The sequence below is a fragment of the Shewanella sp. 492 genome, from assembly GCF_059338445.1.
In genome coordinates, this window is record NZ_CM181702.1 from 568524 (window position 1) to 591902 (window position 23379).

Genomic DNA, 23379 nt, shown 5'->3' on the forward strand with positions numbered 1-23379 from the left:
TGTCATGAGTCGCAGTGGAGCAGGATATGCAACCAAGTTTTTGGCACGAAAAGTGGGCATCGCAACAGATAGGCTTTCATCTCGGTGAGGTTAACCCATTATTGATTGAACACTGGCCGCAGTTGAATGTGGCGTCGGGGGCAAGTGTATTTGTGCCCATGTGTGGTAAGAGTTTAGATCTGTGTTATTTGGCAGAACAAGGGCTAGAAGTGGTTGCTTGCGAGCTCAATCAAGATGCCGTTGAGCAGTTTTTCACCGACAATGAATTAAGTGTCGAGGTTCAACCCCTAGGGGAGCATACACGTTATAGCACCGAGCAGGTAACCCTTTATCAAGGTGACCTATTTACCTTACCGACTCATCTGACTGCGCACTGCACTGCCTTTTATGATAGAGCCGCCCTAATTGCGTGGCCCGAGGCGATGCGCCAGCAATATGTTAAGCAGCTAGCCAAGCTTATCGCCCCCCAAAGTATTGGTTTACTCATTACCTTAGATTACCCTCAGGCCGCCCTTAATGGCCCACCATTTGCCGTATCTGACGATTGGGTGATGGCTAATATGAGCGAATACTTCGAGATTGAGCGTTTACGCTGTGATGATGTGCTGGATCAAAACCCCCGCTTTGTTAGCAAACAGGTGCCCTGGTTAACTGAATCAGTGTATCGCTTGGTGAGAAAGGGTTAGGTTATTTATTTCAAGAACCTATAACAAATTGCAAAAAGGCGACCCTAAGGTCGCCTTTTTATCGAACTAGAGTCAGAGACTCAGCCGATTAGAAGTCGTAACGTACACCAACAGTGAATACATCATCATCTTCTAAATCTACTGTCACGCCGCCAGCATTTTTGTAATCACCTTCGTACATAGCATAGTGGCCATATACCAGTGTTGATTTAGCTACGCGGTAGTCGGCACCAACTGTGATAACTTGTACATCGATGTCAGTACCATCTTGAGCTTGTTTAGAGTACTTACCAAAGCCAGCTTCATCTTTACCGTATTCAGCTTTTAGGTTAACGCCATTAAGGTTGTAAGCGACGTTAACGAAGTAAGTGTTGCCATCTTCTGAACCATCAACAACGCTTTCAGAGTTTTGGAATAGACCACCCACTTTGAAATCGCCTAATTTAACTTGAGCTACACCACGGTAGGCATCGATACCAGCAATACCTTTGTTATAAGCTGCAGCGACATAGTAGTTTTGCGCTTTAAACTTCTTGTCACCTACCGTTGCACTAAATGCATACTGCTCTTTATCGCTGGCATGGTTATCTTCCATCAGATAAGTTGCGTTGACGGTGACTAAGTCAGCAATCTTTGGTGAGTAGTACCAGATGCCGTCAGCTACACGTGACTGAGCACCAACTAAACGGTCGATATCGGCGTTACTGTTACCAAATAGGTCGATGCTGCCTTCTGATTGTTTAAATACAGTGTCGTTACGACCTACAAGTACAGTACCAGCGGCGCTCTTAAGGCCTAGGAAAGTGTTACGCGCCTTAAATACATCACCTTTAGATGAAGTGTTCTCTACTTGGAATTCCATTTGGTAAACAACGTCGAAGCCGTCTGCAATCTTCTCGCTACCCTTAACACCTAGGTTGGAAAAGTTGTTTTCTAGAATGGTGCCTTTTTTACCTTCTTGTGTAGTTAGACCCGTGTCTGAGTTTGTCACGGTTAGGTCTAAACGACCGTAAAAGTTAGGGCCATCGGCTAGCGCACCGAATGAAGCCAAAGTGAGTACTGAGGCGATTGATGCAGAGATTAAAGATTTTTTCATGTGTTGTGCTCCCAAGAACTGAGTTCTGTTCCATTTTGTAATGGTTATTAACATCGTTTCCATATTTTGTTACGAGCATCCCTACTCGCAACAAGATGGTCTGCAGTGTACCTTTTTGTGGTTTTAAAATTGTGGCTTAGATCAAACTTTTATCGATTGAGAAAGCTTTTTAGTCAAGTTTTGCAAACAATTTGCTCATCTTGTGTAAAAAGTAATCGCTAGGCGTAAGCCGCATTTGTTCTCCTGCTGACACACTCAAGCGACTAATTAACAAGGTTAATTAAGTTTTTCTGAATAAGTAGCAGCTAACATTGTAGTTTATTTACAGAGTAATGCAGCCTAGTGGTGTGATAATTCTGTTGAACAGTTGTATTTTGATCAACAAAGTGTGTTTTTCTTAGTATCAAGTCGAATAAATGCGGTTGAAAAGGCACCATGTAATACATGGTGAGTAAGAGTTTTGGCTGTGTACGTAGTAAATATAAGGTTAATCGCCTGCATTGAGTTAAGGTTAACTCAGCGTATATTGCACGGGTTTCGTTTTCGCTTTGCTAGGGTTTAGGATAAAATCGACACGTTTTTTAATCTCTATTTTGGAGTACAGCTTGAGCTTGCCAACACATACAGATGCATACTTAAATCGATTCGCCGGCATAGGTCGCCTTTATGGTGCTAAGGCATTAACCCTGTTTGCACAGTCCCATGTGGCAGTGGTGGGAATTGGTGGGGTAGGCACCTGGGCTGCAGAGTCATTAGCACGCAGCGGTATAGGTGAAATTACCTTAATCGATCTCGATGATATCTGCGTGACTAATACCAACAGACAGTTGCATGCACTAAAAGAGACTGTTGGTGAGTCTAAGGTTGCGGTGATGGCAGAGCGTATTCGGCAGATAAACCCTGAGTGTCGAGTTAATGAGGTGGAAGACTTCATCACTCTCGATAATCTTGCTGAGTATTTTAACGGTAAAAAGGCCGGTGGCTCGCTCGATTACGTCATCGATTGTATTGATGCGGTAAAACCTAAGGCGGCGCTTATTGCTTGGTGCAAGCGGCAAAAACTCCCCATCGTTACAGTCGGTGGTGCGGGAGGGCAAACGGACCCCACTCAAATACAGGTAACTGATTTAGCAAAGACCTACCAAGATCCCTTGCTGGCTAAAGTCAGAAATATACTGCGCCGTGAGTACCATTTTTCCAAAAACCTGCAGCGGCGCTTTAGTATTGAAGCCGTGTTCTCGACTGAGCAATTGGTTTATCCTCAAGGTGATGGTAGCGTTTGTAATACCAAGGCGACGGCCGAAGGTAGTATGCGTATGGACTGCGCATCAGGTTTTGGTGCAGTAACGGTAGTGACTGGCACCTTTGGTTTTGTCGCCGTCAGTAGAGTGCTGAGCAAGCTTGCGGCTAAAGCTTATAACAAGTAAAGCCTGCAATATGAGCTGATAAGTGACTGGTCGGTGTTAGTTAGTGGTGACGCAAGCAAACTGGTTTAACTGCGACTGTCAGTATATTGGCTCAAATGATGGCGATTAAGAGCGCCTATCGATGCCAATGGCATCCCATTGTGCGATTCGCCTTTAATGATTGACCCTTGGGTTGCTAGTTGAGCTGCTTAAAGGGATAAGGCATTTGTCTTTGAGCTATAGATCTCTATAAATGATAGATAAGCTCAGATCCAACGGCGTTCTATTTCGCTCACCATCGCATACACTTCATATAAAGCCGATAAAGTACATCTCTTTTAGGCTCTCGCTACATTACGTAATATAGCGTTGAAACCAGTCTATTTTTAGTGAGTTACCTTTATTTTATCTTAGGCGTAATTCAACTCATTTTTGGTATCTAATTTGCATTATTTAACTACTGCAGATTTTTTGACACTGGATAATACAATGGAAAAGTTGAATTTAACTCTTTTTAAACATGCAACGCCAAAGCAAGTGATGTTTAACTTAATCCTATGGCTGACATTAGTTAGTGCGGCTTTGATGTTCGCGCCGCTATCGGTGATTAGTACGCTTAAGTTAGAAGGGTTGGTTAATCAGCACGCACATATTATTGGATTAGGGCTGCTGCTTGGTATGGCTTATCTGTTGATGAAAGTCGCGAACTACTTTATCGACGAGGCGATTACACACCTCAAAGGGAAGCGCACCCTTGAAGTCATTGAAAAGAAGGTGCTGTTACTCGATCCGACGGAGCGGGCATTACTGCGCGAGTTTTTCTTACAAGGTGAAACCATTTTGACCCTGCCTGAAAATGAGGCGGCAGTAAAAAGCTTACTCGAGAGTAATATTTTAGAGTATTTAGGTAATAAGAAACATTATGCAATTCAAGGGCCCACTGCCGATTATAAAATCTCAATGGCAGCAAGGAGTCACCTTAATCGTCAAGTTCTACGCTTGCCGCAAGGTGAGCCTAATCAAGAGCAGATCCAGTTGTTGATGAAAGCTAGACCGCACTTTATTCATAGTATGGTGCCAAGCCGCAAACACGCTGCTTGAGTGATGTTGAGATAAAAAGAGGGGGCGTAAGCCCCCTTTGCATTAGAAATGTGTATTAACACTGAGCCTTAAAAGACCCTATCTATTCTGGTTTTGACTTCGATATAAACAGCCACATGATGTATGACATTATTCCAATGGTGGTGAAGATAACTAACATAGACATTAAACCAATGGGGTTACCGAACATTAAATCTAACCAAAATGCCATTTGAGAAGTCCTCTTTCGCAGATGTTTATAAAGATGTCACAGCTAAATTAGCGCTATTAGATATGCAGTATGCTGATCTTGATCAATTAATGATGCCAAAGCGTTTCTGATCTGCATTAATTTGGTTAAATCTGTGCTGGTGATCGTGTTGTTATTTATTCGCAAGGTTGATGTTGGGTTTATCCACTTCCCAGGCGAGTGAAATTTGCTCATTCGATAATTAATCGTGTTCAAAAGACTTGCCATTGGCTAAAGCGAAGGTATAATTCTGTTCACTTGCTAAGGAGATGTTGTTTAGCAAAGTCTATTTGATAAGCCGGAGTGGTGGAATTGGTAGACACGACGGATTCAAAATCCGTTTCCTTCGGGAGTGACGGTTCAAGTCCGTCCTTCGGTACCATTATCAAATACTCTCATAGAGAGATAATTAACCTGCTCTATAGCAGGTTTTTTTGTCGATGACATTGCAGATGTGGTGGAATTGGTAGACACGCTAGCTTCAGGTGCTAGTGGCCTAACGGCCGTGCGAGTTCAAGTCTCGCCATCTGTACCAAATCGCTTGATGAGAGACACTTGCCTGCTTTTTAGCAGGTTTTTTTATGCCTGTAATTTGCTCTTATCATGGCCATGCATAAGAAAGCAGGGCTAGGCCTACTTTCTTATTGCCGATTTCAGTGGCTTAACTTTGTAGTATTTTCAATGGCAGGCCGAGCATGTCGTCGCCGCTACCCGCGAAATACCAGATGATAGCTACCAAGGCCCCAACCGTTAGCAGATACCAAATCGCCGAGAAGAGTTGTCCGTATCTGTCTAATGGCAATAGATGACTCTGATGACGCGTTTTCCATTCAAACACTATCTCCATGCTGCCGATTAAGAGTAAGAAACCCAGTAGTGCTAACCCTAGTGTATAGCTGATAAACACACCCACTGCGGCGCCAGCGATACAGGCCATAAGCCCCAGCGTACTATTCATCGAAAAACTGATGCTTTTAAGAATATGGCCGCCATCTAAGGGTAAAATTGGCAATAGGTTAAATAGGTTTAGTAGTGCGTTAAAGGTGGCTAATCCGGCAAAAAAGATATTGCCAGTGGCCCAGTAAGCCAATAATGCCGCCAGCGACATCAATAGGCCGAAGGTGGGCCCCATGATAGAGATCACCACATCTTGCCAACGGGTATTGATTTTTTCGTCACTAAGCGCCAAGCCGCCCATGAAAGGGATAAGGTAAATCCCTTTTGTTTTCATACCGAAATATTGCATGGCGCGGATATGACCATATTCATGAAACACTAAGCAGGCGATAAGCGCTAAAGCAAATTGCAGCGAAAAGAGCCAAGAGTATGCGGCCACACTGGCACCAGCAAGTACCACCTTGATCACCTTGGCACTCTTAAATAACTTAAATCCCAATGAGCCTAAACCAACCCAGCTAAATTGTGGCTTGGCTGCTATCGGTTGTACCGGTGTTTGTTGTTCTATGTCTTTGCTGTTACGGCTGCCTTGAGTGATGATGTCATCGTCTTTTAATAGGCTGTATTCTAAATGAAAAGGTTGCCATGCTAGGTCAATAGATAGGGTGATTATGATGCTCGGCTGGCCATCAACTAATGGATTTTTTAGTTCAAACTGATGCTGTTTTAAGCCCTCATTATTGGCAGATGCCGGTAGCGCCGACACTAATTGTCCGCCCCAATACAGTTGTTGCCAGCCCGCCATTGAGCCCTCTAATCTTAGCTCTTTACCTAAACAGTCTATCTTAAGGAGTTCCACGTCATATCTCTTGTTGATTGGGCATCATATGGGCGAATTATGCCTGTAAATATGCTAAATATGAAACAGGTATAACACTAAGTTATACCTGAGAATATTGAGACAGAGATGACACTGGTCAATGACGGCTATAGTCGAAGCTGATCTCATGATTATGATTGTTCACAATGCAGGGGCCATGTTCGCGCTGGGTTCGCTGGTGAGCTGGGCCTATATGCAGCTCAACATTGGCAAAAATATGTTTACTGGCTTCGATCCGATATTGCTGATAATAATCTTCCACTTCTCGTTGCAGTAAGGTGTATTCCACCTCCTCACGGGCGCATTCGGCGGTAATACGATGTTTCTCTTCGAGCATTCCTTTGACTTGTTCAACCATCAACTCATCATCTTGCCAACTGGCTTTTGGTGGCAACTTGTTTAACCTTGACTCAATATTGAGCCTAGCGACCACCATCTGTTTGATACCTTGATCCAGCTGTTTTAATGCCTCTTTCAGCTCACCTAAGTGCATGGCGCAATAGGTTTCTGTTTTGGTGCCCGCGGTGGCACCGATGATCACCGCCTTGATGCCTTTATTCGCTTTGGCTATGCCACCAACTAAATCGCCTCGACGACCATTGGCATCACTGACGGTGAGCCGAGATTGAGTTTCGGTGTGACTGTGCAGCAGTTGTTTGGTGATCAGGATATCTTTGTCGGCCGTAACATTTGAATACTGTACAAATTGTGCCGAGATCTGCCCCTTCGCCTCTAAAGTGGTCGACAGTCGCTCATCTTTTAGCTGGCGGCCGATCACCCCTTTACTGACGGTGATATCCCCTTGCGCAATAAGGTGGGCCGAATCGACAAAGCCCATGACGGTAATATCGCCACTGCTTTTAACGACCATTCCTTCATGGACGTCACCTGTGATTAAGATGCTGCCTTTAAAATCGACATTACCATAACCGATATCGACATCTTTTATTTGCAGTACATCGTCAACCTGCATGCCGTTAGTGGTTTCGACAGGCTGGCCAGCTTTACTGGCGATAAGCGTGTTGTGGCAATCTCTTAAGAAGTGAGTTCCATTGCCAGCGACCATTTTTATATCTTTGCCTATCACTGGGGTGAGCTTTTCGCCGTTGACTTTATAACCCTCAGAGCCATGAGTTGCAGGTGTTTTAATCATTAAAACGTCATTCGGTTTGACCATGATGACCTCACCGAGATTGCGCATATCGACGGTGCCATCTTCGCGCTTTTGTGGCTGCAGTAAACGTTCTCTCGCCAGGGGCACTTTACGTTCAATGCTGGCGTGGACACCGTTAATTGCTGCTTTGCCGTGGGCTATCACTTCGGTGCACTGCTCACCCGGACGCAGCTGGGTTAATTGCTGCAGTGCTGATTGAATTTTTAACTTGCTTAACCCCAGACAGATAGCTTGTTGCTTTAATGCGTTAAGAATATTGGGCAAGCTGATCTCCTTGCCACCCCATGCTGCGGTGAGGGTCATTGCAGCGCTCATCTTGTCTTCGGCAAGCTTAAATTCAAGCTTGCCATCACGGCGCTCTGCAATGTTAAACAGTTGGGGGCTGTGGCCGTCATCTTGATCGATAAGTTGGTTGACTTGTATGACGGCTTTATCGATAACAGGTTTCAGTGGATATAGCTGACAAAATTCGCTCAACGAAAGTAGTTGGTTAATCATCTCGACGGAAATGGGGCCGTGGATAGCCGGGGTCACTTTGAGTTGAGCTAATGTACCATCACTGCTTAGTTCGATTAGTTCAGGGGACAGCATAAGTGTTTCCACAAGTTGACTCTTATTATTAGTCACTCGAGTATAACAGCATAAAGTTTAGCCAATGAAGCCTTAATTTGCTAAGTGTTGAGCTGGGTCTCGCAATACTAATCAAATTAAATCATTAAATTATTTATCAATACGCCATGATAACAGCAGTGGGTGTTAAGGCTTGATGGGGGGCGGTTGAATTCACTTTTCCGCCAGTGGGCTACAGTGAAAAAAGCTAGGCGACAGGGGGGCGGCTAGCTAATCTCTTCATCCTAGCGTTAACAATAGGTCATTTGCGTTGCGAGTAAACCTTGTACTTATTGTTTTCAGCGCTGACATTGACGCCCTTAAAAGTGCCAGCGATAGCCTCACTATAGGGCAGGTGGCGATTGGCGACGATATGCCATTGTCCACCGCGAGTGAGTTTTTGTGCGCTATCTTGTACAAATTGGGTGGCGATATTCGTGGTGCGATGTAAGCCATCATGAAACGGCGGGTTAGAGATAATCGCGTCAAATTGCCCCTGGGTTTGTGCTAAGCCGTCTGATGGATAGATTTTAGCGGTCATATTATTGGCCGCGAGCGTCAGCTCACATGAGGCTAGTGCCATGGCGTTAATATCGACACACTCCATTGTGATAGCGGGGTCTGCTTTGAGTAAGGCGGCGCTAATCACGCCGGCGCCGCAGCCAAAATCGAGCACTCTACCCGAGAGTTTCGGCAAATGTTCAAGCAGTAACTTCGTGCCTTCATCTAAACGTTTTTCGCTAAATACTCCCACCAAATTACAGATGGTTAATGCGCCTTGTGGAGTATCGAGTGTATAGCGGCTGACCCAGTCATTGAGATTCATTTGCGGTGCGGCTTCTATTAGCTCGGCGCTAAATAACAAACAGTGGCGAGCGTTATCCAGTTTGCTAACTGCATCAAAGTAGTTTGGTAGCTGTTTAGTTAGTGAGCGCACTCCACCCTTATTTTCACCCACTACCAGCAGTTGCCCACCTGGTTTAAGGTGCAGACCGGCTAAATTCAGTAGGTAGGGCGCTAAGCTTTTAGACTTAGGATAAAACAGCACGACACAATCGAATCGCTCATCATTGGTCATTTGATGGCCAAAATTCAGTTGTAGCCGCTCAGAGCCGTAGGGTAATAGTGGTAAATGGTGGTTGAAATCCAGTGCTAAGGTGCTGACCTTATTCGCGACGCTCAGTAGCTCTTTTGCTAATAAGTCGCCTTCGATGTTGAGCAGTAAAACATCTTTTGATTCAAGTAGATGACTGTTTCTTACGATCAGTTGTGATGGATTAGATAGCACGAATAACCAATATCATAGGGAAAATTTGCAGGGATTATATCCCATGGGCAGAGATTATAAATAATCATTTTATTCTGCTGCTGAGCTGATTTTTGGCTAACCTATTAATTATATGGAGTTAAGTCTCTTTTTAGTCTGGAGACGCCATGTGTTAACGCTTCACATCTTACAGCTTCACCATCATCTTTATATTGTGCTTGGAGCATAAATTGAAGGTGACGATTCATCATCACTAGCTAATGTTAAGCGCATCTGGCGTGCAGCTTTAACCATACAGCACGCCAGAGTGAAGTCGCCAACGCCTATAGGTCAAAACTAAGTTCAGCACTTAAGCCCCTCATGTATTTTGCCAACTTAAACTGAAAAGTTAAGCACATTAGGGACTAATCACGCTGTGGTAAGTGCCTGTTACTGGACGAGTGTGACGTTAGCGGCGTTAGGCTTTTGTGTTGGTGATTGCACTTTGTCCTCTACGGTTGCTGGCGTTATCACCGCCGCTTTTGGGGCGTCTTGAGTATGCGATTGCTGAGCTGGCATCACCTTGGGTAATAGGCTTATTATTTTGTTGGCAATATCAGTATTATCTTGATGCCCAGCAAATATCGTAGCCGCAGGGCCTGTGGCAAAGACTTGCACATCCATGCCAGTATGGCCATCGGTTGTCCAGCCAGTGTTAGAGCGGGTATCGATAAGGCGTTTAATGGCGTTATCGAGCACCTTGTGTCCTTGCATTCGAGCGTTGGCCAGTTGGCGTGTTTCAGGCTCATTCAGTGATAAACCTAAGCGACTTTCAACCACGGTGCGCCAGTCATCGGCGGCTATCGCTTCGGTGGCAATCGTCGCAGGGTTGGCACTGATGTTACGCAATACTTGGCTGTCCCAGCGATAGTCGCCATTGGCACCTATCGATAATCCGCCCGTGTTGTGATCAGCCGTCACCACTAACAAGGTGTCGTTGTGGTGACGAATGTACTGCTCAACCACCTCGATGGCTTTGGCAAATTCATGCATCTCCGCCATTGCGCTTGCAATATCCTTGTTATGGCCGGCCCAGTCGATAAGGCTACCTTCGACTAATAAGACAAAACCTTGCTGGTTAGTTGAGAGTAATTCAAGGGCTTTACTGGTCATCTCACTAAGGCGGTTGGCATCTGGCTCATCAATCGCCCAAGGCAATTGCACCTCGGCAAAGAGCCCGATAACCTTAGGTTGCGTCACCTGTGATAGCTGGCTGAAATCGGCAAGATAATGATAACCCTTGGCCTCAAACTCTTTAATCAGCGCGGCGGGGAAATACTTTTGCCCACCACCGAGCATGACATCGGCATCGGTATTGAGGTAGCTTTTGGCTAATGCTTCGTAGTTACGGCGACTCTCATTATGGCTTAAAAAAGCCGCGGGAGTGGCGTGATTGATTTGTGAGGTGACCGCTACACCAGTACTCATATGGCGTTTTTTAGCTAGCTCCATGATGGTCGCTATCGGTTGCTTATCGGTATCGACCGACACGGCGCCATTATAACTTTTGACCCCAGTCGCCAGTGCGGTGGCGGCTGCGGCGGAATCGGTTACTACGCCGCTAACCGCTGCCGGATAAGTACTGGCATTGCCGATGGCGAGACGATCGAACACCGTCTGCTCAACCTCTTGAGTGCTAGGGTTATCCTGATAATAACGGTAGGCGCTGGTATAAGCGGGCCCCATACCATCACCCACCATGATCACGATATTTTTGGGACGGCTAGGGGCCGCCTCTGGCGATAATGGATTAGCACTTATCACGCTGCTGTGCAGCAGCACTGTAGCAAGTGAGCAGGTGGCTATAAGCGTTGATAACTTCATCATGGCTCCAGATTATGACTTTATACGGGCTTCGATAGCGTCCATCAACATGCCGGTAATATCGACGTCATAGGCTGCCTGGATCTCTTTAATACAGGTTGGGCTAGTGACATTAATTTCGGTTAGTTTGTCGCCAATCACATCTAAACCGACGAAGATCAGTCCACGTTTTTTCAACTCAGGGCCAATCGCATTGGCAATGGCCCAATCGCTTGCAGACAAAGGCTGCGCCACGCCTCTACCGCCAGCCGCTAAGTTGCCACGGGTTTCCCCATTTTGTGGGATCCGCGCCAAGCTATAGGGCACAGGTTGGCCATCGACTACTAAGATCCGTTTGTCACCCGAGGTGATATCCGGGATAAAGGCTTGTGCCATGGCATATTGCTGACCATGGTTAGTTAAGGTTTCGATGATCACCCCAAGGTTAGGATCGTTTTGCTTCACGCGGAAAATCGAGCTCCCACCCATACCATCCAATGGCTTTAAGATGATATCGCCTTTTTGTTGATAAAAAGCACGAATACGCGCAGCATCGCGCGTGACTATGGTTTCTGGAGTAAACTCGCTAAACCAAGCGGTAAACAGTTTCTCATTGGCATCACGCAAGCTTTGCGGTTTGTTGACGATTAACACGCCTTGCTCTTCGGCGCGCTCCAGCATATAAGTGGCGTAGATGAATTCAGTATCAAACGGCGGATCTTTGCGCATTAAGATGACATCGAGCTCAGCCATTGGGGTGTCGACGGCGTCACCTAACTGATACCAGTTTTGCTCATCTTGCTGCACTGTTAATGGGCGCATAGTCGCCATGGCGTCGCCATTGACCATGGCAAGATCATGCATCTCCATATAGAACAGCTGATAACCTCGAGATTGGGCCGCCATCAGCATGGCGAAACTAGAGTCTTTCTTGATGTTGATGTCGCTGATGGGGTCCATCACGATGCCAAGCTTAATCATCTCTCTTTCCTTATTCAATTGTGACGCATTCGTTATGGCGAGTGGGTTAGCCCAAGTCGCCGAAATTAAGTTGTAGTGCACTAATGGCGGTTAAGGCTGCGGTTTCGGTGCGCAGTACTCGTGGGCCTAGCAGTACATCAGTAAAATTATCTTGTTCCGTCATCGCGATCTCCTGCTCCGACAGTCCGCCTTCGGGACCAATCAGCAGGCGTACACGCGTGGTATTCAGTGCTAAGCCTTTGATACCGTGCGAGGCTCTTGGATGTAAATTGAGCTTAATGGCGGTGCTGCTTTCATGGCTCCAGTCTGCTAATGCCATGGCGGGGCGTACGATGGGGACCACGCTACGGCCTGACTGCTCGCAAGCACTGATCACAATTTTCTGCCATTGTTGAATCTTTTTCTCTAAGCGTTCACCCGCTAATTTAACGCCGCAACGCTCTGAAAATAGCGGTGTAATGGTATTCACGCCCAGTTCAACTGACTTTTGTATGGTGAAGTCCATCCTATCGCCGCGGGAGATCACTTGCCCAAGATGCAGGTGCAGTGGTGATTCATTGTCGTTAACCGTTTTAGTTAAGACCTTCACTTCGACATTTTTCTTACTGGCACTGACGATCTCGGCGACATAATTGTGACCATCACCATTGAACAGTTCAAGCTGTTCACCTGGGCCCATTCGTAGTACGCGGCCTACATGCCCAGCCGCTTCAGCATCGAGCATGACGCTAGAGGCTAGGTCTAAGGAGCCTGCTTGGTAAATTCTGGGTATTCTCATCTGCTACTCCGCAGTTTGCTGTATCTTGGCTTGTTGCTGACACTGGCTTTGCACAAATGGGTTATGGTTGCCCTGACGTGTGGCAATGGCGTTATCGCGTCGGCACTCAATAGTATCAACTGGATAGGTTTTATCCCATGCTTTAAATAGCTTTAGCTGACTTTTGGCAATTTGTAAGCCGTAAGTTTGCTGCATATAAAGGTAAGTGCGCGCGATCTGTCCACGGGTATGGGGTGGTGGTTCCACTTTACGAGACTTGAAATCGACGACCATGGCACATTGACCATACTGCTCAGGCGTAGCATTCCACTGGCTAAAGCGGTAGTTGCTGCGATCGCCATTGACTTCGCCGATAGCGGGCACCAAATTATGCAGGTCACTTTCCATTTTTTTAAACAGGTTATCGCTTTTGCCGCAATATTTACGGCCACCTTGTTGCCAACATTGGCGTTGATGACCAAACTCCCAAGCAGGGACTATGTGCTCCCATTCAATTCTGCTGGCGCGCTTTTGTTGCTTGCGCACCTGATAACCGCAGCGATTAAAGTCCGGTTGCCACAACTTGCCATTGATGGTGATGTCGCAGCCGCAATAAAAGCTAGTGGTGTTAAGGTCTTGGCTGTAAATCGTGCGCGCAATGTTTTTGGCTTGGTTAAAACTCGTGGGGTGCGAGGCAAGTGTATTGGCCGACGCCAGCGATAATGCCAGCAACGCCATTGCCCTCAGCGCCACAAGGCGCCGAGTATAGATATTCTTTAACACATTTAATCCCTAAAAAAGATAACAAAGCTTGCGTAGACACCGTGGCGATTAACACGAAAGCGGTCTGGGCAAGCTTACTAACAGCACTTTGGCCGTTTGGTGCCGATTTTACGGGATGGGACGCAGCTTAAGCAAGGGGCGAGATGAACAGGTGTTGGTTGCCTCTTAGTCCAACTGTCGAGTAGGTATGCTACCTCGTGGCTGGCTATGCTAAGGTGAGGGTCTGTTTGCAGCGTCGGCAGCGATAGTGAGTTTGCTCTCGCATGACTTTATTATGGCGGCGAACACTCAAAGCTATCGGACCACAAGCACATTGATAAGCGAAGGTTTTTCCTTGTACTGAGCGGGTATCTAAGCTGTGAGTCGTACTCGGAGTCAGCTTAAACAGGGTTATCATCAGGGTTTGCCACTCAATGCCGTGGGGTTTGACTCGACCATAAAGCTGGTGGGCGAGCAGGTGACATACCTCATGGGGGACGACTTGAGTTAAAAACGCCTCTGGATTTTCTTCGAGTAAAACGGCATTAAATCTCAATTTATTGAGTTGTAAATGCGCTGTGCCAGCGCTTTTACCCCTGAGTTTAAAGTTAACTTGTGGGCGAGGGAATCGGCGCTGTAATTGATGCTCAGCCTGTTGATAACAAAGGTCAACTTGGGCCAGTATTCGTGCTTGGTTGTCTGTCTGTGGCAATGGTGTTACAGCAGGTGATAAGGGAGCCTTGAGCATCATAGCTTTATTAATCAGTCTTTTAATACGTTGATACATCTAACATCTTATATTTGCGCCCCTATTTGATTGTCGGGGCGCTGTTGAGTGTGCTGATTATAACCGAGTTGCTGCGGCTTCGACCATAGTGGTTATCTGGTTGACAATAGCCATCTCGGTGGCGGCGTCGTAGCGGCTGACGCGCGGGGTGTGTATATGGCCAACCTTAATGCCACTATTAAATTGCAGCCCTAAGAGCACTGCACGGTAGGAGATCTCATTGGAGAGATAACCGCCGCCGGAACCCTCAACCGAAGTAGCGTTTTGCAGCTCCAGCAATGAATCGGCGCTAAAAGTCCCTCTTGCCAAAGTGGCCACAGTGCGATTGTCATTAATAGGCCATTGTTTTTCGATGTTTTGCATCGCACCCACAGGCAGTGAAAATTCAACAAATTCTGGGCCGTTTAAGGTGTTGCCCTCTAGTAATGGTGCTTTAGGTGCGGTTGGTGTGGCTCCGGTCAGGACGTTGAGGTTGTCGGGAGCGTCGGCACTGCGGTTACGGCCTGGAAAGCGTTCTAAATCGAAGTTCTCTCGACCCATGCTGACGGTAACAATGGCATCGACGCTATTATCGCGATAAATCGGTGTGAGCAGTGATTCAATGATCCCTTGGTCAAAGTCGGCAAATCTAACTGGTATCATGACGGTCTCAATTTGAGCTTGCTTGCCATTAACCGTGAAACTGTAGCCATCGAGAGCTAAAGCGGCTAAGCCCGAAGGGTTACTTTGGTCAATATTGCGATCGAGAAAGAAGGGGTCGAAGCCAGTTAATAATATGCGGATTTGGCTTTGCTTATTGAAGTTGATATCGCTAAAACCACGTGAGGATTTCTCAACAGCATTGAGTAATATGGTGCGCTGCCAAGGGGCAATGTTAAATGCAGGCTGATGTTGTTTTAACTGAATTTTCATTGCTAGGCGACTCCAGTAGAGTGGCCTATCATCTTGACCGCCAGATTGTACGTCTCTGACTGCTTGCTGCCATAAGCGCTCGCCTTGACGAGCGACCATTTGGGTCATCACCAACTCATCTGATTGACGCCGAAATTTTTGTTGTAAATCCTCTACCATCGCCTGATATCGGTTGACCACATTCGGCATGGCAGCACTCGCTTTGGGTAATCGCGCCTCTTCAATATCCGTTTTAGCAGCTACGGGCAAAGCGATAATGTGGGTTGCAAGCAGAGTACATAACAGTGCCGAGCGCAAGTGAGTCATTGCCATATCCTTTCAATTGTTAACTGTACGGTAAACATACGCAATATCAGGTGACTAAGCACCAACATGGGGCGTATTTTTGGGCTTCAGTATGCACCAGAATAGTGGTGATGGAAAGTTGCCTAAACTTGACGCTGATAATGGATAAAGTAAATAACAATCACTCGTTTTAGTTAGCTTTTTCAAGTAGGTGGCTATTATATAGCAGATGGATGACGAATAATTTAATCGCTCGCTCCGTCTAATCGGTTTTTTATTACTATACTTTCTTACTCTAAATTATGCGTGAAATCGTTTTGTTATGGTTATATCGATAATTAACTTTGATAGAAAAAGTTAATTATCTAAACACTCGTTTAATAAGGAGTGGTCATAGGGTTGTGGCCCTTAAAGGGAGTTTCGATATGAGATGTCTTAGCATTATCGGTCATGATTATGACGATGTGTTATGTCGTGGTTTAAAAAAGTACGATATTTATTCAGAGTTTTATGTGGCTGAAAATTTACAAAGCTTTAGCATTAATACCGATATATTACTACTCGACTTAAGGGGCGGGGATAAAATTGCTTGGGCTGAATTGATTTTGAATCGATTAAATAAAAATACTTTAGTGTTGATGATGGTTGAAAAGGAGCAACTTCAAGTTGATGATATTCAAATGCTTATTGCTCAATATGCTTGGGATTATCATACTGCACCATTTGAGTTAGAGCGATTGGCTCGCATTCTAGGGCATGCATTAGGCTTGATTAGAATGCGCTTAAGGTGTGCGACTCAAGCCGATAGTGCAAAGCTGTTGCAGCCCAAAACCATCATGTGCTCACGGATAATGAAGGCCTTGGGTAAGCAAATTTATCGTGCGGCACCAACCGACATCCCTATTCTGATCCGTGGGGAAAGTGGCACGGGTAAAGAGCTGATCGCAAGAGATATTCATCAAAAATCCCAGCGAGCATCAGGGGCATTTGTGGCGGTTAATTGTGGCTCATTAATTTCAGGTGTAGTGCAATCTGAGTTATTTGGCCATGAAAAAGGGGCCTTTACAGGCGCAGTGAATCGCCATAAAGGTAAGATCAGCCAAGCCCATGGCGGCACGCTATTTTTAGATGAAGTGGGTGACTTACCATTAGATCAGCAGGTTAATCTGCTGCGTTTTTTACAGGAAGGCACTTTTGACGCTGTCGGTGGCAGTAAGCCAACCTCTGTCGATGTACGAATTGTGGCTGCAACACATATCGATTTAGACGCAGCGATTAAACGCGGTGAGTTTCGTTTAGATCTGTTTTATCGGTTAAATGGACTAACGCTTGAGTTGCCAGCGCTGCGTGATCGCAAGGAGGATATTATCTCGCTTGCGGAGCACTTTTGTCATAAATATGCCTCAGAGTATGCTGTAGGAGTTTGTCATTTTAGCGAGCAAGCTAAAGTCGCTATGTTAGAGCACCAGTGGACAGGTAATGTGCGTGAATTAATCAATCGTATTCGTCGGGCGGTATTACTATGCGAAACTGGAATTATACAAGCCTCTGATTTAGAGCTTGATAATTCAATGAATAGTGATTGTTTTGCTAGAGGATTGAAGAAAATTAAAGATGAAGTGGAAAAGAATACGCTTATCCAAGTGATGGAAAAACACAGTGGAAAAATGGATGTTGTCGCAAATGACCTGCAAATATCAAGAGCGACACTATACCGCCTAATTGATAAGCATGACATTTATGCAATCGATTCTTAATGTCTCATAATTAAGACTCGATAATCAATTTTGAAAAATAACAAGATCAAGGTCTTGTTATTTTTTTGTCTTAATATTGAGATTGTTTTTATTATGAAAAATATAAGTTCTTGATATTTATCTTTTCAATTATTGGCCTGTTGTTTGCTTTATTCATTGAACGCTGATGATTAATCTTAAATGAAGAGGGCTAAATGAGACTACGTTATGGACAACGGTGTTTATGTTTATTGTTTGGCACAATTGCCTTTACCGTTGCAGCCGATGGTAACGGCTCTGATAAGGAGAGCCCTAACGACGGTAGTTTAAATGGGGGCTATCAGAGTTATAGCCTTAGTTCGCCTAGTAATATCGCTATTGTTGCGCCTCAGGCTTTTTTTAATGTTCAGGGCCGAGTGGCAATTAATCAGTCCGCAGGTGAAATAAACCTGCAAACCAATAGTCACGCTATTGGTGGGCAAGTGGTCATCCTTTCTCATCAGAAAAACCCTTACATAGCCGACAGCACTTACGGTGACGCTATCAATCAAACGTCAATCGAAGAGTTAGCGTTCGAAAATAGCCAAGGATTGATCAGTATCAATCAGGTCAGTGGACAAGGAAACATGCAAGCCAATCTTGGGGCCATTGGGCTCCAAGCGGTTGTCGGTCTTGGATTGGATGATAAGTCCCTTGAAAACGTGACCAGCCTAAGTGCCTTACCTATGGGTCATCTTGATAATCATCAGTCTTTTATCGCGCCTGATAGCTTTGAAAATGTGCAAGGCATAGTGCAAATCAACCAAATTTCTGGCGATGGTAACACCGCCATAAATCAGTTCTCGCTGCAGTTACCAAGTGGGAATTAAATCATCCTAATGGAGAAATGGAAAATGAAAATGAAGAAATTAACCTTAGTAATGTGTATTAGTGCAGCAATTAGTGCCAATGCGTTCGCTAACGGTGAAACAGATTCAGATAGTTCTGTTGAGCTTAAAAAGGAAGTGAGTGTCACTAAAGAACTTGAGTATAAAGGTAAAGTTAAAATCTCAGGTGATATTGGGGTCAACGGACTAGGTATGGCAGTGATTGAGAACAATCAAGAAACCGGAGCTAATTTAGTTGGTAATTCTTACGTTGATAATGCCGCTTCAGTTTCAGATTCCGCCTTTAGTAATGCCAGCGGTAATATTGGCGTCAACCAGGCGGCAGGCGATCATAATGTGCAAGGGAATTCAGCTGCGCTTGCATCGATAGATGCCTCATTTGCATTTGGTTCTGGCGATGCTGAAATTTTCAGTAGCCAACGTGGCACCTTTAATGTAACGGGTAATTATGCCTCCACCAATAGTGCCAGCATTAGCGGCTCAGCATTCAGTGGGGCTTCGGGTAACATAGGAGTCAATATCGCCTCTGGTGCTAACAATGTTCAAGCCAATAATATGGCGGCATCTGCACACACGGGTAGCTTAGGTGAAGCGACAGTCTCAAACACCCAAGTTTCAGGTCATAATATGACCTTGAATGAAAGTGTTGTGCAGAATTCGGTTGAGTATGCAGATGTGACGTTATCAATGGGGGCGACGGGCACTTATGATGGCAATATCGATCAAGATGGCCCATTCTATCCAACGATTTGGCAAGATGATGGTACTCATGACAACGGTGATGATGCCTTTTTGTGGGGGCATATTGATATGGACGGTGAAAACCCTGACGGAGATACCCATGCTTTCACTGAGACCGGTACGCAGACTTTAGCCGGCACAGTGTCTGGTCAGTTGCCTTTCTTTATTGAAACCGTCACCCAGAAAACCACTAATACAGTGGCCATAGCGAGTGGTGCTTTCCAAAATGCGTCAGGTAATATTGGCGTAAATATGGCATCGGGTAATGGTAACCTGCAGTCAAATAACTTGTCTCTTACAAGCATGACTGGAGGCGCGATCCTTTCTGAACAATAATTATTCACTGCATTCTTTTTGTATCGCAGCGGTTCAAGATGCTTTGAGCTGCTGCATCACTAAGGACAACTAGATGAAATATTTATTGTTATGCCTGTGCTTAAGCATTCATCAACATGCGATTTCAGCCGAAATAATGTTAACCGGCATGATCCCCGGCATGGGGAATTACACTAAAAATATCCAAAGTATCAGAGAACGTAAGTTTGAGTTTGTGGTACCGCAGAGAACAGACTTTTCATGTGGCGCCGCGAGTTTAGCAAGCATTCTTAAGTATGGTTATGGTCAGGAAGAGATAACCGAAGAACATGTACTGTTAGGAATGCTAGAGGTTGCCGATATTAACATCGTGCAAGAACAAGGTTTTTCTTTGTTAGATATGAAACGCTATTTAGCGACGCAGAACATGCGTGGCAGAGGATATAGGGTAGGAATTAAAGAGCTTCTACAGTTAAAAATACCGGCGATAGTGCTGTTAAATGATGGTGGATACAGCCATTTTGTTGTAATGAGGCGGTTTGCTGATAACCAAGTTTTTCTTGGCGATCCCGCACTTGGAAATCGTATTCTAGAGTATGAAGAGTTTGCTAATAAATGGAACGGAATTGTCTTTGTCGTTATCGGTAATCAATACATTAAAGACAATCCATTGATGACGCCTAGAAATAGATTAACTTACAACGTATTAAGTCCTATGCAGCCATTAACCGATGCTGAACTTTTAGAGTTTGGTTTTCAATATGCAGACATGCTTTAGGAGGCAAAATGAAATTTTGCTTAGTAACAGGGATCTTGTTGGTCAATTCTGCTTTAGCATCTGATTTGCCATTAGATGCTTTTGATGAAAAAGCGCCATTGTCTGATCATGAATTGGCCCAGCAAAGGGGTAAGTATACCCAGAACGGTCAAGATTTTTATTTTGGTTTATTGATGCAGACTCAATATCTCAATGCTCAAGGAGTCGCTCAGCAGGTGAGTATGCAAATTGAGATGTCGGCGTCAAATGATCGTCCTAGGCTCGTCATTACTATTGCTGATGACGGGGCATTAACCGACAACTCACTAGGGTTGTCTTCGTCTGGGCAGGCGAGTGGTTTACAGCAAAAAATTCAGATCACAGGTGATTTTAATAATGTTAATAATCAACTTGATATTACACAGGGTGCGTTAGATCCATTAGCTAACGGCGTCGAAATCATTTTAGGACAAACCTTAGTAAATAGCAGTGGTAACGTGCTCTATTCTGCTAAAAGTGGTGAATTGGGTTATCGGGTCGATTTGCAATCAGCATCGTTTGCGCAGGGGGTCTTATCCCAGGAGGGGAATGGCCAGTTGATGCAATCAATCAATATTATTGGTGGGTTTAATCAAATCACTAATAGTTCATTAATACGCTATCAAGGAATTGATATTGGAATAAAAGAACGTCAATTAATGGGCTTGCAGGTACGCGACATCATGGGTATTGGTCTATAGTTTTTAGGGCTAATGCTTTGCCTAAGATCACACAAGTTTATCAAGGATATCTATCAATGGACGTCAAATGGACTGAGATTGCCCTGCTAGTATCGATTGCGTGTATGCCCCCCCTAAGTTTTGCTGCCGATAATGACCCTAATCAAGCGGCCATGACCGAAGCTGAAGAGCTTCAATTGTTAAAAAAGCAGCTTATCTTACTCAATAAACAAGCACAGATGCAGCAGCAAGCCATTAACCAGATGGCGCAAAAAATATTAGCTAAAGAAGCAACGCTTAAGCAACCTCAGCCTAATCACAGCGATGCGCAGGAACAAGCAGCGCAATCTATTGAGCGCCAATCGCAATCCCCTCGCGTTCAAGAGTCAGATGCGGTTGCACAGGTAAAAAAGGAGCCTGATCGCTCTCGCAGCACAGATGACGTGTTGCAAGAAGCCCATAATGTGTTTGATCGTAAGTTAACCGTCGAATCCTCTATAACCTACAGTTATTATGGGCGTAAAGACTTAGTTTTACGTGGTTTTCTTGCCTTGGATGCCATATTTTTAGGTAACTTAAACCTCGACAGAATACGCTCTAATACGGTTCAACTTGATTTAACTACGCGCTATACACTCAATGACCAATGGCAGTTCGAAATGGGTTTTCCCTATGTGTATCGCCTTAATAAATATGAGTCGGTAGGTGAGGGGAATTCGAGCCAGTTATATGAGTCTGCCAAGGTTGAAGGTGGGCAAATTGGAGATATGAGTTTAGCCGCTTACTATCGGGTGATGACCGAAGGCAACGGTTGGCCCGATTGGGTTTGGAATGTCAGAGTACGCCTGCCCACCGGAACAGATCCTTATGGTATCGAGCTAGAGTCGTCAGAGTCGGGCAATTTAACCTACCCTGTTGATATCGCCACGGGTGCTGGCGTGGTAGGGCTTTCAACCGGCTTTAGTTTAGCTAAAACCTACGATCCCGCGATTGTATTTTTTAATCTCAACTACGGCACCTTTATCCCTGAAGAATATGGCGATCTATCAGGGCTACCTGGATTATCGCCCGGTGATATCGATTTGGGGGACTACATTGATTACAGTTTGGGGTTTGCATTTGCGGTGTCAGAAAGAATGAGTATTGGCATGAGCTTTAACCAGAGGTTTTTCGCTAAAACTCAGCAGCGTCCTAAAGGCAGTGATTGGCAAGATATCACGAGGACAGATACCAATACCGCATCGCTTGGCCTTGGCGCGACATTGGCGCTAACTGAGAACTTGTCTATGGTCACAAGCATTGGTGCTGGCTTAACCGAAGACTCGCCCGATTATCAATTAAGCTTACGTTTCCCGTATCGTTTCTAACGGTTAAGACTTTATCGAGATAATATTGTTTAAGGGATGACCATAGTGATGGCAAGGCTATGGTCATTATTTTGTTGTGCACTTGAGTTAAGCGGCAGGCTAATCTTAGGTGGGCTAGTAACTAAAAGCGCTAGCCATTTTGCTGTTAGTTATCAATGAGTCTATTATTTTATAGAACAAGGCATCGCTGCGGTTGAGAGAAGGTTGGTTGTTCTGATGACCCTCTAGCGATGAATCGTCGGCGATGCTACATCATTAACGATTGTAATGATTCATGGCTACTAAAGCGTTTGGTAAAAAAATCTAAAAATACGCTAATGTTCGTCGCTAATTGCCGTCTGCTCGAATAGACCCCGTATACTTTAAAGGGTTCGATGGGCCAGTCTTGTAAAAGTGGCACTAGGCTGCCGCTAGCTAATTCCGTTTTACACACAGAATTAGACAGCATGGCAATACCAAAATCATCCAATACTAATTGTTTGACCATTACGGCACTGTTGACTCTGACTTTACGTTTAAAGTTAACCATGGTCTTACGTTGACCTTTACCTAGCGGCCAAATAGGGGCTGAGCGCGAGGTGCCAAGCAAAATACCATGATGGTCGCTCAGTTCCTGTGGCGTGGCAGGAGTGCCTTTGGCTTTTAAATATGCTGGACTGGCTACTAATATAGGTTGGCGCTCTAACAGTAAGCGGGCCACCAAGTCAGAGGATTGCAGTGGGCCGTATTTGATGGCGATGTCATAGCCTTCACCCACTAAGCCGACATCATTGTCGGTAAATTGGACGTCGAGTGCCACGTTGGGATATAAGCGCATAAAGCTACTGCATAGGTTGGCGATGAGCTCTTGGCTAAACGAAACCGGAATAGCGATACGCAGTGAACCAGATACATCATTATGAGTATTTTCAATGGTTGCCTTGGCAGCTTCGACTTCATCGTTAATACTACTGCAGTGTTGATAAAATAATGCACCCACTTGAGTAAGGCTTAAATTACGCGTATCACGCTGCAATAAACGCACGCCTAACTGCTCTTCGAGTTGGGCGACTTTACGACTGATGGTCGACTTTGGCATGCCGATATCGCGAGCCGCTTGAGAGAAACTCTTAGCTCTCACTACCGCTGCGAATAGCATCATACCGTTCAAATCTGGCATTATTTTATCACTGTCTCAAAAATGGAA

Annotated in this window: 21 protein-coding genes and 2 tRNA genes; 11 read left to right on the forward strand and 12 right to left on the reverse strand. The window is 45.1% G+C overall.

The window, feature by feature from the left end; all coding sequences use genetic code 11:
• Positions 1-26 precede the first annotated feature (26 nt).
• Positions 27-686, forward strand: coding sequence for a thiopurine S-methyltransferase (locus AC5YBX_RS02550; protein ID WP_494520106.1), 660 nt, complete (start codon positions 27-29; stop codon positions 684-686).
• Between the two features lie 88 nt (positions 687-774).
• Here the strand turns inward: AC5YBX_RS02550 and AC5YBX_RS02555 are convergent, their stop codons facing one another.
• Positions 775-1782 (reverse strand): porin, encoded by a 1008-nt coding sequence (locus AC5YBX_RS02555; RefSeq protein ID WP_494520105.1) that lies wholly within the window; start codon positions 1780-1782, stop codon positions 775-777.
• A gap of 605 nt (positions 1783-2387) precedes the next feature.
• Here AC5YBX_RS02555 and tcdA point away from each other — a divergent pair.
• Complete coding sequence (gene tcdA, locus AC5YBX_RS02560) at positions 2388-3209, forward strand: tRNA cyclic N6-threonylcarbamoyladenosine(37) synthase TcdA (RefSeq protein ID WP_494520104.1); 822 nt, start codon at positions 2388-2390, stop codon at positions 3207-3209.
• Between the two features lie 468 nt (positions 3210-3677).
• A complete protein-coding gene (locus AC5YBX_RS02565) occupies positions 3678-4289 on the forward strand; it encodes a superinfection exclusion B family protein (RefSeq protein WP_494520103.1) in 612 nt (203 codons plus the stop codon).
• Between the two features lie 82 nt (positions 4290-4371).
• Here the strand turns inward: AC5YBX_RS02565 and AC5YBX_RS02570 are convergent, their stop codons facing one another.
• Positions 4372-4500: a DUF3149 domain-containing protein gene (locus tag AC5YBX_RS02570; protein ID WP_110455829.1), complete on the reverse strand. Its 129-nt coding sequence runs from the start codon at positions 4498-4500 to the stop codon at positions 4372-4374.
• Between the two features lie 315 nt (positions 4501-4815).
• Here AC5YBX_RS02570 and AC5YBX_RS02575 point away from each other — a divergent pair.
• Both AC5YBX_RS02575 and AC5YBX_RS02580 read left to right on the forward strand, forming a co-directional pair.
• A tRNA-Leu gene (locus AC5YBX_RS02575) sits at positions 4816-4900 on the forward strand.
• A 66-nt stretch (positions 4901-4966) separates the two neighbouring features.
• Positions 4967-5053: transfer RNA gene (locus AC5YBX_RS02580), tRNA-Leu, on the forward strand.
• Positions 5054-5179: 126 nt separating this feature from the next.
• Here the strand turns inward: AC5YBX_RS02580 and AC5YBX_RS02585 are convergent.
• The 9 genes from AC5YBX_RS02585 to AC5YBX_RS02625 form a co-directional block, all read right to left on the reverse strand.
• Complete coding sequence (locus AC5YBX_RS02585; RefSeq protein WP_494524786.1) at positions 5180-6220, reverse strand: site-2 protease family protein; 1041 nt, start codon at positions 6218-6220, stop codon at positions 5180-5182.
• A 172-nt stretch (positions 6221-6392) separates the two neighbouring features.
• Entirely contained in the window at positions 6393-8060 is a 1668-nt protein-coding gene (locus AC5YBX_RS02590) for a flagellar assembly protein A (RefSeq protein WP_494524308.1), read from the reverse strand.
• A 280-nt stretch (positions 8061-8340) separates the two neighbouring features.
• The gene (locus AC5YBX_RS02595) at positions 8341-9366 is read right to left on the reverse strand and encodes a methyltransferase (RefSeq protein ID WP_494520102.1); all 1026 of its coding nucleotides are present in this window, start codon (positions 9364-9366) and stop codon (positions 8341-8343) included.
• A gap of 408 nt (positions 9367-9774) precedes the next feature.
• On the reverse strand, positions 9775-11208 hold the full coding sequence (locus AC5YBX_RS02600) for an alkaline phosphatase (RefSeq protein ID WP_494524309.1): 1434 nt from the start codon (positions 11206-11208) through the stop codon (positions 9775-9777).
• Between the two features lie 12 nt (positions 11209-11220).
• Positions 11221-12168 carry a glutathione synthase gene (gshB, locus tag AC5YBX_RS02605; RefSeq protein WP_494524310.1) on the reverse strand — a complete coding sequence of 316 codons (948 nt, stop codon included), beginning with the start codon at positions 12166-12168 and terminating at the stop codon, positions 11221-11223.
• Between the two features lie 46 nt (positions 12169-12214).
• Positions 12215-12946: a 16S rRNA (uracil(1498)-N(3))-methyltransferase gene (gene rsmE, locus AC5YBX_RS02610; protein WP_494524311.1), complete on the reverse strand. Its 732-nt coding sequence runs from the start codon at positions 12944-12946 to the stop codon at positions 12215-12217.
• A 3-nt stretch (positions 12947-12949) separates the two neighbouring features.
• Positions 12950-13663: an endonuclease gene (locus AC5YBX_RS02615; protein ID WP_494524787.1), complete on the reverse strand. Its 714-nt coding sequence runs from the start codon at positions 13661-13663 to the stop codon at positions 12950-12952.
• 250 nt (positions 13664-13913) lie between these two features.
• Positions 13914-14474 (reverse strand): SprT family zinc-dependent metalloprotease, encoded by a 561-nt coding sequence (locus tag AC5YBX_RS02620; RefSeq protein WP_494524312.1) that lies wholly within the window; start codon positions 14472-14474, stop codon positions 13914-13916.
• Between the two features lie 57 nt (positions 14475-14531).
• Positions 14532-15692 (reverse strand): PA0049 C-terminal domain-containing protein, encoded by a 1161-nt coding sequence (locus AC5YBX_RS02625; RefSeq protein WP_494524313.1) that lies wholly within the window; start codon positions 15690-15692, stop codon positions 14532-14534.
• 404 nt (positions 15693-16096) lie between these two features.
• On the opposite strand from AC5YBX_RS02625, the gene AC5YBX_RS02630 reads away from it, so the two are divergent.
• The 6 genes from AC5YBX_RS02630 (at position 16097) to AC5YBX_RS02655 (ending at position 22193) form a co-directional block, all read left to right on the forward strand.
• A complete protein-coding gene (locus AC5YBX_RS02630; protein ID WP_494524314.1) occupies positions 16097-17428 on the forward strand; it encodes a sigma-54-dependent transcriptional regulator in 1332 nt (443 codons plus the stop codon).
• 194 nt (positions 17429-17622) lie between these two features.
• Entirely contained in the window at positions 17623-18276 is a 654-nt protein-coding gene (locus AC5YBX_RS02635; RefSeq protein ID WP_494524315.1) for a FapB/FapC family functional amyloid domain-containing protein, read from the forward strand.
• Positions 18277-18300: 24 nt separating this feature from the next.
• Positions 18301-19371 (forward strand): FapB/FapC family functional amyloid domain-containing protein, encoded by a 1071-nt coding sequence (locus AC5YBX_RS02640; protein WP_494524316.1) that lies wholly within the window; start codon positions 18301-18303, stop codon positions 19369-19371.
• A gap of 73 nt (positions 19372-19444) precedes the next feature.
• Entirely contained in the window at positions 19445-20128 is a 684-nt protein-coding gene (locus AC5YBX_RS02645) for a C39 family peptidase (RefSeq protein WP_494524317.1), read from the forward strand.
• An 8-nt stretch (positions 20129-20136) separates the two neighbouring features.
• The gene (locus tag AC5YBX_RS02650; protein WP_494524318.1) at positions 20137-20847 is read left to right on the forward strand and encodes a hypothetical protein; all 711 of its coding nucleotides are present in this window, start codon (positions 20137-20139) and stop codon (positions 20845-20847) included.
• Between the two features lie 56 nt (positions 20848-20903).
• Positions 20904-22193 (forward strand): transporter, encoded by a 1290-nt coding sequence (locus tag AC5YBX_RS02655; protein ID WP_494524319.1) that lies wholly within the window; start codon positions 20904-20906, stop codon positions 22191-22193.
• 247 nt (positions 22194-22440) lie between these two features.
• Here the strand turns inward: AC5YBX_RS02655 and AC5YBX_RS02660 are convergent, their stop codons facing one another.
• The gene (locus AC5YBX_RS02660) at positions 22441-23352 is read right to left on the reverse strand and encodes a LysR family transcriptional regulator (RefSeq protein ID WP_494520097.1); all 912 of its coding nucleotides are present in this window, start codon (positions 23350-23352) and stop codon (positions 22441-22443) included.
• Between the last annotated feature and the right edge of the window lie 27 nt (positions 23353-23379).